General features: G+C 38.5%; 10 protein-coding genes. 4 read left to right on the top strand and 6 right to left on the bottom strand.

Annotation, left to right across the window (positions count from 1 at the left end):
* Positions 1 to 74: 74 nt before the first annotated feature.
* From DMB45_RS03495 to argR, 6 genes are all read right to left on the bottom strand, one after another.
* Positions 75 to 1,616: a tetratricopeptide repeat protein gene (locus DMB45_RS03495; RefSeq protein WP_236684992.1), complete on the bottom strand. Its 1,542-nt coding sequence runs from the start codon at positions 1,614 to 1,616 to the stop codon at positions 75 to 77.
* Between the two features lie 206 nt (positions 1,617 to 1,822).
* A complete protein-coding gene (gene dut, locus DMB45_RS03490; protein WP_041503188.1) occupies positions 1,823 to 2,257 on the bottom strand; it encodes a dUTP diphosphatase in 435 nt (144 codons plus the stop codon).
* Positions 2,258 to 2,869: 612 nt separating this feature from the next.
* Positions 2,870 to 3,355, bottom strand: coding sequence for a D-glycero-beta-D-manno-heptose 1-phosphate adenylyltransferase (gene rfaE2 / locus DMB45_RS03485; RefSeq protein ID WP_041503187.1), 486 nt, complete (start codon positions 3,353 to 3,355; stop codon positions 2,870 to 2,872).
* Between the two features lie 4 nt (positions 3,356 to 3,359).
* Positions 3,360 to 3,710 (bottom strand): aspartate 1-decarboxylase, encoded by a 351-nt coding sequence (gene panD, locus DMB45_RS03480; protein ID WP_041503186.1) that lies wholly within the window; start codon positions 3,708 to 3,710, stop codon positions 3,360 to 3,362.
* A gap of 24 nt (positions 3,711 to 3,734) precedes the next feature.
* Positions 3,735 to 4,574 (bottom strand): pantoate--beta-alanine ligase, encoded by an 840-nt coding sequence (gene panC, locus DMB45_RS03475; protein ID WP_041503185.1) that lies wholly within the window; start codon positions 4,572 to 4,574, stop codon positions 3,735 to 3,737.
* Between the two features lie 139 nt (positions 4,575 to 4,713).
* Positions 4,714 to 5,193: an arginine repressor gene (gene argR / locus DMB45_RS03470; RefSeq protein WP_041503184.1), complete on the bottom strand. Its 480-nt coding sequence runs from the start codon at positions 5,191 to 5,193 to the stop codon at positions 4,714 to 4,716.
* A gap of 172 nt (positions 5,194 to 5,365) precedes the next feature.
* On the opposite strand from argR, the gene carA reads away from it, so the two are divergent.
* The 4 genes from carA (at position 5,366) to DMB45_RS03450 (ending at position 12,695) form a co-directional block, all read left to right on the top strand.
* Positions 5,366 to 6,448, top strand: coding sequence for a glutamine-hydrolyzing carbamoyl-phosphate synthase small subunit (carA, locus tag DMB45_RS03465; RefSeq protein WP_110688459.1), 1,083 nt, complete (start codon positions 5,366 to 5,368; stop codon positions 6,446 to 6,448).
* 28 nt (positions 6,449 to 6,476) lie between these two features.
* A complete protein-coding gene (gene carB / locus DMB45_RS03460; protein ID WP_110688527.1) occupies positions 6,477 to 9,692 on the top strand; it encodes a carbamoyl-phosphate synthase (glutamine-hydrolyzing) large subunit in 3,216 nt (1,071 codons plus the stop codon).
* Positions 9,693 to 9,858: 166 nt separating this feature from the next.
* Positions 9,859 to 10,257, top strand: coding sequence for a hypothetical protein (locus DMB45_RS03455; RefSeq protein ID WP_041503182.1), 399 nt, complete (start codon positions 9,859 to 9,861; stop codon positions 10,255 to 10,257).
* 110 nt (positions 10,258 to 10,367) lie between these two features.
* Positions 10,368 to 12,695 (top strand): transglycosylase domain-containing protein, encoded by a 2,328-nt coding sequence (locus DMB45_RS03450; protein ID WP_041503181.1) that lies wholly within the window; start codon positions 10,368 to 10,370, stop codon positions 12,693 to 12,695.
* Positions 12,696 to 12,774: the final 79 nt, after the last annotated feature.

The raw sequence follows: 12,774 nt of genomic DNA, 5'->3' as shown, positions 1-12,774 counted from the left end.
GTTCCCTTTGCTTTGGCAATTTTTTTGTCGAATGACAAGAAATAAAAAGAACAACCAACGATAAAATAAATAACTTACTTCTCATTTTCAATCAATAATCCATGCTCAATTTTATTTTCTAATTCACTACTTAACTCTTCACCACCCAACTCTAACGCTTTTTTCCACATTTTCACAGCCTCTTCCTTCTCCCCGTTCATGTATAAAATGTCACCATAATGTTCATATAAAACAGCTGAAGGCGATTGACTTTTTTCAATCGCTATATTCATATAATATTTGGCCAACGAATAACTTTTCTGCTTAAACAACACCCAGGCATAAGTATCCAAAAAAGTAGGGTTATTCGGATCGGCAGAAACCGTTTTTGCACTCATACGTTCGGCATCGTTCAATCGTTCGTTCCGGATAGAGAGATAATAACTGTAATTATTTAAAGTCATAATGTCGTTCGGATTGATCTTCAAGACCTCGTCGAACATTTTGAAAGCGCGTTCGACACTATCCAAAACGTAAAAACTTTCGCCTAAATAAGCATAAAATTGAGCTTTCATAGGAGAATTCTCAGGAGATAATTCAAGACCTTTATTCAAGTAAACCAAAGCATCTTCATATTTCTTTTGAATCATCAAAGGCAAACTGACCATTGCATAAGGCAAAGGTTGATTCGGAAAATACTCCATACACTCTTTTCCTCTGTCATACATCAAAACAGTATCGCCCAACTGACTATACAACAGTAATAACTCTTCCCAAATCAAATAGTTATTTTTATCCTTAGACAATACAAATTCCAACTCGTTTGCACTCTCCTTCAGTTTGTTGTCTTTCCTCAATAAATCCGCATAAAGCGTTCTAACGGTTAAATCGTTATCGTATTTCTCCAATAATAACCCCATGTATTCGTGTATCCTTCTATCCGACATAAACGAATCGGAAGAGTTAACGAGCAATTTCAAAAGATACTGTACCTTAAAATTATTATCGTTATTATCGTTCAATAAGGCCTTTCTCAAATAAATATCAGCATGCAACGTATCCTTCTTTTGCAAATAATAATCCGTCAGATAAAAAAGAACAAAACCATTGGAAGGATCTCTTTCCATTAATTTGTTCAGTACCTGTAATCCCTTCTTCTCTTGATCATTTGACAAATAAAGTTCTGCCAATAATCCTAAATAATCGCTCTTGCCGGGATATTTCTTGATCAACTTCAAAATCTCTGAAGAAGCTTTTTTTATATTCTTAGCTTTGGCATACAGCTTTACCTTTTCCACGGAAGAAATTTCCGAAGGACCGAACTGTTTTTCGTACCGATCCAATACAGCTATAGCTTCCTCCCATTTTTCCACAGAGGTTAACAAATTAGTTTCAATCAGGTAAAAATCTTCCCGTTCCGGATATTGCTTTATTAACTCGTCATAAACGACACAAGCCTGATCTATCATCGATTTCTTTTCCAATATATTGGCCAACAAAATTTTATACCAAATATTAGAAGATTCTAACTCTACGGCTTCCCGCATCAATTTCAAAGGAATATCCAAATTATCCGTCAATACTAAAATGGAAGCCAATTCATAACGTACTGCCGCACTTTTATTATCAATTTTCATACATTGATCAAAATAAGATAAGGCAGATTTAAAATCTCCTAATACTTTGTACCTTATCCCCTCCATAAAAGCGTAGTCAAACGCTACTTTTTTATCGTCGTCCAAAGTAACACTTACACTATTTTTTTTATCAGCAAAAGATAAAACAGTACATCCAATAAATAGAAATGTAAGTAATGATTTGATCATTGTATTTTTATGTCGTTTTAATATTTACCTGTATGACCAAAACCCCCTTCGCCTCTCTCCGTTTCATTTAAAGCCTTTACCTTAACAAGTTCCACTTGTTCGAACTTTTGTATGACCATTTGACAAATTCTGTCTCCATCGTTGATTTGAACCATTTCGTGAGAAAGATTAACAAGAATAACACCTATTTCTCCTCTGTAATCAGGATCGATAGTTCCCGGCGCATTCAAAACAGTTATTCCTTCGTTTAGAGCCAAACCACTTCTCGGTCTGATTTGAGCTTCATATCCCTCTGGCAACTCTATAAAAAGTCCTGTCGGTATCAGCTTTCTCTCCAAAGGTTTTAACATGATGGATTGCTCTAAATTAGCACGAATGTCCATTCCGGCGGAAAAATTCGTTTTATATTCCGGAAGAGCGTGTTTCGATTTGTTGATTATATTTACTCTCATTTTTCTCTTTAAATAATACAGTATTACCCTATCATAATAAATCGTGCTAAGATAGGGAATTTTTACGAAAGAATCTGATAAAAATCCTTTTGCAAATAAAAATCTTATTTACAAAAGTATTTATGCGAAAAATACCTTTGGAAAGGAAGTTACTCTTCTCTTATTCTTATTATATTTTCTCTTTATTTAAAAAGTAAATTGATTATGATAATAGCGTGTGAGTATTTGTAGTAAAATATATATGTATCACTTGTTTTATTCGTTATTAAAAAAAGGTCGTGAATTTACTCACAAGATTTTTATAAATAATATATTGATTTATAGTGAAATTACTTAGTTATTCACAGTTGTTAATTGTGTTTACGTTGAATAAATCTTTTGTAAATGAGTAAGACGTTCGTGTTAATAATTTGTATAAACAAATCAAATTAAAAATGGAAAACATTGTTGTATTTTCGGGTTTTATTATTACAAGAGTATCGGAATGAAAAATCAAAATGATTTTATTCTTTTTATTTCGATTTTAATACACTTTTTTTTCACAAGGTATGGGGATAAAAAAAGAGTTGACCAATTACTTTTGGTCAACTCTTTGAAATAATATCGTATTTGTTATATCTTGTTTAAAATGGAAGTGGTGGAATAACCTTCAACGAAGTCAATGGTGATGATTTTCCCGTTTTTTGCTTTAACTATGTCATAACCTACTATCTCTTCCGGATTATAATCGCCGCCTTTTACCAACACATCGGGTTGAACATAGTCGATGAGATCATAGGGAGTATCGCTGTCGAAAAGAATAACCTCATCGACAAAGATGAGAGAAGCGAGAGCCAAAGCTCTGGCATTTTCATCGTTTACGGGTCTGTTTTCACCTTTCAGGCGTTTAACGGAAGCGTCCGAATTCAGTCCGATAATTAACTTGGTGCCGAGGTTGGCTGCTTGTGCCAAGTATTCGATATGTCCTCTGTGGAGAATGTCGAAACAACCGTTCGTGAAGACGATTTTTTCGTCTTTGAATCTCCATAAACTTAAAGTACGTGACGCTTCTTCCTGCGTTCTTGCTATTTTATTTTTTATATACGGCAAATAATCCATAATGCTATATCAATTTATTCGTTGTTGTTTCAGGAAAGACCAGAGTAGGTTTATGCTTTTTAGCTTCTTCGAAATCCATCATGGCGTAAGATATAATTATGATTATATCTCCGACTGCACATTTTCGCGCGGCGGGTCCGTTCAAGCAGACAATGCCTGAATTACGTTCTCCTTTTATAATATAAGTATCCAATCTTTCTCCGTTATTCACATTTACGATTTGTACTTTCTCGTTTTCGATCAGATTGGCTGCTTCCATCAGAGTTTCGTCAATGGTGATGCTTCCCACGTACTGGAGATTTGCTTCGGTTACGGTCACCTTGTGAAGTTTGGATTTAACGACCTCTATGAACATATTCGTGGTATTTGTGATGAATGGTTAAAATACGATGTTATCAATTAATCTGATTTTGTCGGCATACACGGCAATACAACCGACTTTGTTTTTGTTTTCGTTCCAATCTTTGATAGGACGCAGATCCGTATCGTCTACGATTTCGAAATATTCCACTTCCAAATAGGGATTTTTGTTGATTTCGTCTATCACCCATTGTTTCAACTCCTCCACATTCATCTTGCCGGTTAATTCGGTTGCTTTTTGAAGTACCTTATGAATGTGAGGTGCGTTTTGCCTGTACAAAGGTTTAAGAAGCGTATTTCTTGAACTCATGGCTAAGCCGTCCGCTTCACGGACAATAGGGCATGGTATGATTTCCAAGTTATAATGTAATTGTTTTACCATATTTTTTATAACGGCGATTTGTTGGAAATCCTTCATTCCGAAATAAGCCCGGTGGGGTTTAACGATATCGAATAATTTACTGACAACTTGTCCTACTCCGTTAAAATGCCCCGGACGCTTTGCTCCTTCCATAACAGTTTCAACATACCCGAAATCGAATAAACGCGTATCTTCTTCAGGATAAATTTCTTCTACGTCAGGTACGAATGCATAATCACAACCGTTCTTTTCCAAAAGAACGGTATCTTTTTCAACGGTTCTCGGATATCTTTTCAAGTCTTCTTTATCGTTGAACTGTGTCGGATTTACAAATATACTGACGACCGTTATATCATTATCTCGTTTACAGGTTTTGACGAGTGATATATGTCCTTCGTGTAACGCACCCATCGTAGGTACAAATCCCACCTTTTTTCCCTCATTCTTCAATTTTTCAATTAAGGCGGTCAATTGTGATTTTTTATATATCGTTTCCATCTTATTTTTTTGAAAATTCGGGATGCAAGTTTACAAACTATTTTCGATATAATTCAAAATTGCCGATTGAAAATTGAAAATAGCTTTGTATAAAGGTAATATTATAGATATATTTACAGATATTATTAGTTTGTTAATGTTATTTATACAATGAATGGATATTGGGATGAATGGAAGATAGAGTATCCAGCAATTCGTTTCGATTTACTCCTTCCCGCATAACGACGAGGATCGTGTCGTCTCCTCCAATGGTGCCTAACACCTCAAAATAATTTCCGCTATCGATAAGGACGGTGACGGCTTTGGCATATCCGGGTAAAGTTTTAATAACGGCGATATTTTGGGAAAAATCAATGCTGAGAATAGCGTCGGTAACGATGGTAGATGCTTTTTCATCGGATGGTTCGCTTTGCATATTATCAGGAATGATATAAATGTAACCTTTGTCTTTATGCGGTATCTTGGCTACTCTCATAAATTTCAAATCGCGCGATAATGTACTTTGAGTAGCTTCCACTCCTTCCTGCTTTAATCTGTATAGAAGTTCTTCTTGCGAGCTGATCTGTTCGTTATCAATTAATTTACGGATGATCAACAAACGTTTTGTTTTGTTTCCCATATTATTCTGTGTATTGCACTATACAAAAGTAAATAAAATAGTTTGATTTTCAATAGAGAGAATATAAATTGCATATTTATTTGTTATAATACATAAATATGCTTTGAATCTTCAAAAATAACCCCTATTTTTGCCGAAAATTAATCATAATCTGTATTGAAATAGAATAAATATGCATGATTTAAAAAATGCTCGTCTGGTTTTGGAAGACGGGACTGTTTATGAAGGAACTTCCTTTGGTTACGAGAAATCGGTTTCCGGGGAAGTTGTTTTTTATACGGCAATGACGGGTTATCCCGAAAGTTTGACGGATCCTTCTTATAAGGGTCAGATTTTAGTACCTACTTATCCGATGATTGGGAATTACGGGGTTCCGGTGGATGATGAACGCGATGGTATTTCCAAATTTTTTGAATCGGACCGAATTCATTGTAGCGCTTTGGTGATTTCCGATTACTCTTTTCAATACAGTCATTGGAACTCGCGAAAAAATCTGGGAGATTGGTTAAAAGAACAAAAAGTTCCCGGAATTTTCGGTGTAGATACCCGTTCATTAACACAAAAATTGCGGGAAAATGGAGCCATGTTAGGGAAGATCGTATTTGATGGGAAAGAGGTTCCTTTCTATGATCCGAATAAGGATAATATTGTCGCGCAGGTTTCTACGGAGGGAATTATGGAGTATGGAGATGGAAAGTATAAAGTATTGCTTGTGGACTGTGGTGTGAAAAATAACATATTGCGTTGTTTGCTGAAACGGGATGTTGCGATAAAACGAGTTCCTTGGGATCACGATTTTACACGGGAAACATACGATGGCTTGTTTTTATCCAATGGTCCGGGAGATCCGGCCATGTGTGGTAAAACCATAGAAAACATAAAGATTATGTTGGAAAAGAGTATTCCTATAATGGGTGTTTGTTTGGGAAACCAATTGATGGCTCGGGCTGCGGGAGCACAAACCTACAAGATGAAATACGGGCATAGAGGCCATAATCAACCGGTCGTGCAACCGGGTAGCCAACGTTGCTATATTACATCGCAAAATCACGGTTTTGCTATAGATGAAAGAACTTTGCCGAAAGAGTGGGAACCTCTTTTCGTGAATGTAAATGATGGATCGAATGAAGGAATCCGGCATAAAACGAAACCCTTTTTTTCGACGCAATTTCATCCCGAGGCTTCGAGTGGACCTGTAGACACGGAATTTTTATTTGACGATTTTATAAGAGCCATGGAGAGAACGGATAGATAATTAGAATTTGAACATTGTAAAATAGATGATGATGAGAGAGATAAAGAAAATATTACTTTTAGGTTCGGGAGCTTTAAAGATCGGGGAAGCGGGAGAATTTGATTATTCAGGTTCACAGGCTTTGAAAGCTTTACGGGAAGAAGGAATCTATTCCGTGTTGATTAATCCTAATATTGCTACGGTACAGACCTCGGAAGGAGTAGCGGATAAAATTTATTATTTGCCGGTGACTCCCGAATTTGTAGAAAAAGTAATAGAGAAGGAGCGTCCTGATGGTATTTTTCTCTCTTTCGGCGGACAAACGGCTTTAAATTGCGGGATTACTTTACATCGGATGGGAATTTTAAAAAAATATGATGTAGAGGTATTGGGAACTCCCGTGCAAGCGATTATTGATACGGAAGACCGAGAGATTTTTGCGCGTAAATTATCTGAAATTCAGGTGTGTACTCCTAAAAGTATTGCGGCAGGTACAATGGAAGAAGCTATCGCTGCGGTTCAAAAGGTAGGTTTCCCGGTGATTGTCAGAGCTGCTTATACGTTGGGAGGATTAGGGTCCGGTTTTTGTTCCTCTATGGACGAGTTTAAACGGCTGTTAGATAGTGCTTTTTCTTATTCTCCTCAGGTTCTGGTGGAGGAGTCGTTGAAGGGATGGAAAGAGGTCGAATACGAGGTTGTCAGAGACCGATACGATAATTGCATTACTGTTTGTAATATGGAGAATTTTGATCCGTTAGGCATTCATACCGGCGAAAGTATCGTAGTCGCTCCTTCCCAAACGCTGAGTAATAGTGAGTACCATAAACTGAGAGCCATTGCTATCAAAATAATCCGGCATATAGGTATCGTCGGGGAGTGTAATGTACAATATGCATTGGATCCGAATTCGGAAAATTACCGGGTGATAGAGGTAAATGCCAGATTGTCCAGATCGAGTGCCTTGGCTTCAAAAGCTACCGGTTATCCCTTGGCTTTTGTTGCGGCAAAATTGGGATTGGGTTACGGATTACACGAAATAAAAAATTCGGTGACTAAAATAACGACGGCTTGTTTTGAACCTGCTTTAGATTATGTGGTTTGTAAAATTCCGCGTTGGGATTTAAATAAGTTTGGAGGTGTTTCCAAGCTGATAGGCTCTTCTATGAAAAGTGTGGGGGAGATTATGGCCATAGGGAGGTCTTTTGAGGAGGCGATTCAGAAAGGAATTCGAATGATCGGTCAAGGGATGCACGGTTTTGTCGGTAATAGGGTAAGGGTAAAGGATATCGATGAAGAGCTCATTCATCCTACGGATACTCGTATTTTTGCTATTGCGGCTGCTTTTGATAAAGGATATAGCGTGGAACAAATCCATGAAAAAACGCGTATTGACAGATGGTTCCTTCAGCGTTTGGAAAATATCCATTTGCTGAAAGAAGAGTTGGGATCTTTGGAGAAAGAGACAAGTATAGATAAATCATTTTTAAGAAAAGTCAAACGATACGGTTTTTCGGATTTCCAGATCGGTCGTTTGGTGATTCGGGACTCCTCTCTTTCACCTCATGAGAAGATGTTAAAAATCAGAAGTTATCGTAAGAAATTAGGTGTTTTGCCCTGTGTAAAACAGATAGACACGTTGGCCGGCGAGTATCCGGCATTGACCAATTATCTTTATCTAACCTATGGCGGAGAAGCTAATGATATTGAATATGAGCACGATCACCGTTCTGTTATCGTGTTAGGGTCTGGAGCTTATCGTATCGGGAGTAGTGTCGAATTTGACTGGTGTGGGGTTAGTGCTTTGAATTCGATTCGTAAAGCGGGTTATCGTTCGGTAATGATTAATTACAATCCGGAGACGGTGAGTACGGATTACGATATTTGCGATCGACTCTATTTTGACGAACTTTCTTTTGAGCGGGTAATGGATATCGTAGAATTCGAAAGGCCTAAAGGAGTGATCGTTTCTACGGGAGGACAGATTCCCAATAATCTTGCTATGCGTTTGCACGGGCAACTGGTACCTATTCTGGGAACTTCTCCGGAGTCTATCGACCGGGCGGAAGATCGGCAAAAATTTTCTTTTATGTGTGATGAACTGGGTATAGACCAGCCGCGGTGGAGTGAATTGACAAGTATCGAGGATATCTATCAGTTTGTGGATAAGGTCGGTTTTCCTGTTTTAATACGTCCCTCTTACGTGCTCTCCGGAGCTGCTATGAACGTGGTATCGAATAAGGAGGAGTTGATATATTTTCTTGAACTGGCAGCTGAAGTTTCTAAGGATCATCCGGTGGTGGTTTCCGAATTTATAGAACAGGCGAAAGAGATCGAGATCGATGCAGTTGCTCAGGACGGTGAGATCAAAGCTTACGCTATCAGTGAACATATCGAATTTGCAGGGGTCCATTCGGGGGATGCGACCATTGTATTTCCGGCTCAAAAACTTTATATAGAAACTATACGGAGGATAAAAAAAATAGCTCGGTCGATTGCGAAGGAGTTGAATATTTCCGGTCCTTTCAATATGCAGTTTTTGGCGAAAGATAATGATATTAAAGTGATAGAATGTAATTTAAGAGCATCGCGAAGTTTTCCGTTTGTTTCAAAAGTATTGAAATATAATTTTATAGATATGGCTACCCGGATCATGTTGGGAGAAAAAGTGGAGTTTTTGAATAAATCGGTCTTTGACTTGGATTACGTGGGAGTCAAAGCTTCCCAATTTTCTTTTGCCCGGTTATTAAAGGCAGATCCGGTATTGGGGGTTGATATGGCATCTACCGGAGAGGTCGGTTGCATAGGGGAGAATTATTATGAAGCGGTATTGAAAAGTATGCTTTCTGTCGGACACCGGATTCCTTGTAAGAATATTTTAATCTCTTCAGGCCCTTCCCGTTCGAAAGTGGAGCTGCTAACTTCTGCCCGGATGTTACGGGAAAAAGGATATGCCATCTATGCTACGGAAGGTACGGCAAAATTCTTTGAAGAGAATGGAATAGAGGTTACTGTTCTATATTGGCCGGATGAGGACAAAAAGCCGAATGTCATGGAATTTTTGAGAGAGAGAAAAGTGGATTTGGTGATCAATATACCTAAAAACCATACGAAAAGAGAACTTGATAATGGTTATAAAATTCGCCGGGCGGCGGTGGATTATAATATTCCGTTGATAACGAATGCCCGCTTGGCGAGTGCTTTTATTTATGCGGTTTGTAAAGTAGGGGCGGGTGAGATCGTGATTAAAAGTTGGGACGAATATTGATCGCCTGGCATTCATCAATTGAAAATGTTATAGCGTAAATGCTTCTATGTCATGACAGAGTTATAGCCCAATCTGTGGTTTGTTTGCTTTTTATTCAAAAACAAAATAAACCTGTGCCGGAAATAGGAGAAAATCATTTATTTTTACGGAATAATAATCTGAAATTATGGATAGGAGAAAAATAAATCGATTGGTTTATACAGGGGCTTTGTTGGTATTGTTTGTAATAGGTGTGATTTTATGGTATCAGCAAGTAGGAAGTTCGGAGATGAAGGTTTTTACCGTTATTCATCAAAAAGAGGCTTCTTTTGATTTTAAGTCCAAATTCAAGAAGCCGGAACGATTAAAAATCCGTTTCGAGGGAAAAGTGGATTGCGATGCTTTGCTTGTAGTAAAAAATACGGGACAATCGGTAAAATCCAGAATAACATTTCCGATTAAAAAAGGCGATTTAAAAGAGAAGGTTTTGGATTGTCCGTGGACTTCTCCCGGTGTATTGCTTCAGATCCGATCTAACGAATGCGAGATAAATGATTTAAAAATTATTCTTGAGGTTTTGGAATAGTTTGTATACGTGAGTTTTATGGAGGAAGGTCAGGGAGTTAAGAATATATGATGAGGGAAAGATTCGGATTTATTTTCTAACTTTGCGTCTCAAAATTAATACGGATTAGGATGTTAAAAAGGTATTGGAAAAGCTTTACAATTTTTTGGAGTCTGTTTATTCTTTTCGTGGCAGGTATTTTTTTCTTTTTTTATTTGATATCTGACGGGAAGTTAGGTTTTATGCCTACTTTCGAAGAACTGGAGAATCCGAATAATCGTTTTGCCAGCGAGATTTATTCGGCAGATGGGAAAATTATCGGAAAATATTTTCGGGGAAGTGAAAACCGGCGTTACACGGATTATCACGATATTCCCCAGAGTGTGATAGATGCGTTGATTGCCACCGAGGATGTACGTTTTTATGAGCATAGCGGTATTGATATACGGGGTCTGTTCCGGGTGGCGAAAGGAATGGTTACGGGAAATAGTTCTTCCGGGGGAGGAAGTACGATCACACAACAATTGGCCAAGATGTTATTTCCGCGCTCGGCCAATCAGAATTTTATGGAATTGGCTTTGCGTAAATTTCGGGAATGGGTCATCGCGGTGAAGTTGGAAAAGAGTTACACGAAAGAGGAGATCATTACCATGTATCTTAATAAATTTGATTTTTTAAATCTGGCGGTCGGTATAAACTCGGCAGCTAATATTTATTTTGCGACAACTCCTGATTCTTTACGGGTAGAACAGGCTGCTATGTTGATCGGTATGGCTAAAAATCCTTCGTTGTTTAATCCTATCCGTCGTCCGGATAAGACCTTGGGACGCAGGAACGTGGTATTGGGACAAATGTATAAATACGGTAAAATCACTCAGGCGGAATACGATTCTTTGGTCCTTTTGCCTTTGGGTATCGATTTTAGAAAAGAGGATCATAAAGAGGGAATTGCTACTTATTTTAGAGAATATTTAAGGCAGTTTATGACGGCCAATAAACCGAAACGGGAGGATTACAAATGGAATAAGTCTCAATATGCTTTAGATTCCATCGCCTGGGAAACGAATCCGCTTTATGGTTGGTGTAATAAGAATATTAAATCTGACGGCTCACATTACGATATCTATTCCGACGGTTTAAAGATTTATACGACCTTGGATTCGCGTATGCAGAAATACGCGGAAGAGGCCGTTGCCGAACATTTGGGACAGACTTTGCAGCCTACCTTTCATAATGAAAGAGTACAAAAAAGAAATCCTCCTTTCTCGAACGATATGACAAAAGAGGAAATAGAAGATATTATGAATCAGGCTATCAAACGGTCCGATCGTTATAAATCTATGCTGGCGGAAGGTAAAACTTATAGAGAGATAAAAAAAGAGTTCTTGAAACCGGTCCAAATGTCTGTTTTTACTTGGAAAGGTGTTCGGGATACGCTTTTATCTCCGATGGATTCGATAAAACATTATAAGTCGTTTTTCCGTGCTGGTTTTATGGCGCTGGATCCGAAGACAGGTAATATAAAAGCCTATGTGGGAGGACCGGACTACCGTTATTTTATGTACGATATGGTAAGTGTGGGAAAGCGTCAGGTAGGATCAACGATTAAGCCGATTCTATATACATTGGCCATGCAGGAAGGATTGGCTCCTTGTCAGAAAGTATTGAATGTCGCCCAAACGTTTGTGTTGCCTGACGGGACAACCTGGACTCCGCGGAACTCCACGGATAAAAGGGAAAACGAGTGGGTAACGTTGAAATGGGGATTAGCCAATTCCGTAAATAATATTTCTGGATGGGTAATGAAACAGTTTACTCCAGAAGCGGTGGCTCAAATGGCCCATAAAATGGGAATTACCAGTTTTATCGATCCCGTGCCCGCCCTGTTTTTAGGATCTTCCGAAATTTCCGTAAAAGAGATGGTGTCCGCTTTTTCTATATACTCTAATAAGGGAGTCTATAACTCTCCGATGATGGTAACGAAGATTGAAGACAAATACGGGAATGTGTTGGCCCGTCTTGAACCGGAATCGAGAGAGGTTATTACTGAAAACACGGCTTATCTGATGGCAAGTCTTTTGAAAGCGGTTGTCGATGAAGGAACGGGAAGGCGTATCCGCTTCCGGTATCATTTTACGAATCCGATTGGAGGCAAGACGGGTACGACGCAAAATCATTCCGACGGTTGGTTTATCGGTATCACTCCTGATTTGGCAGGAGGAGTCTGGGTAGGAGCTGAAGATCGTTCGATCCATTTCCAAAATTTGGCGAACGGACAAGGAGCCAGTATGGCTTTGCCGATTTGGGCTTTATTTATGCAAAAAGTATATGCGGATAAATCTATTGCCATGCCTCAACGGGATTTTGAAGCTCCTGTGGGCATGAATAACGTGTTGGATTGTGGTGATGAGGAAAAAGACGGGAGAGCGGTCCAGCCGGAGGAGGAGGAATTTTTTTAGTTGGGATTTGTATTCCGAATTTAACGATTGTAAAAAGGGTTCCTTGTTTGGTCTTTGCGTCCGGAAAACTTTCTATTAC

It is taken from the genome of Sanguibacteroides justesenii (assembly GCF_003204205.1).
Classification (GTDB): Bacteria; Bacteroidota; Bacteroidia; order Bacteroidales; family Marinifilaceae; genus Gabonibacter; species Gabonibacter massiliensis.
The sequence above is the reverse complement of the archived record's forward strand: the minus strand, read 5'-3'. Positions and strand labels throughout refer to the sequence as shown.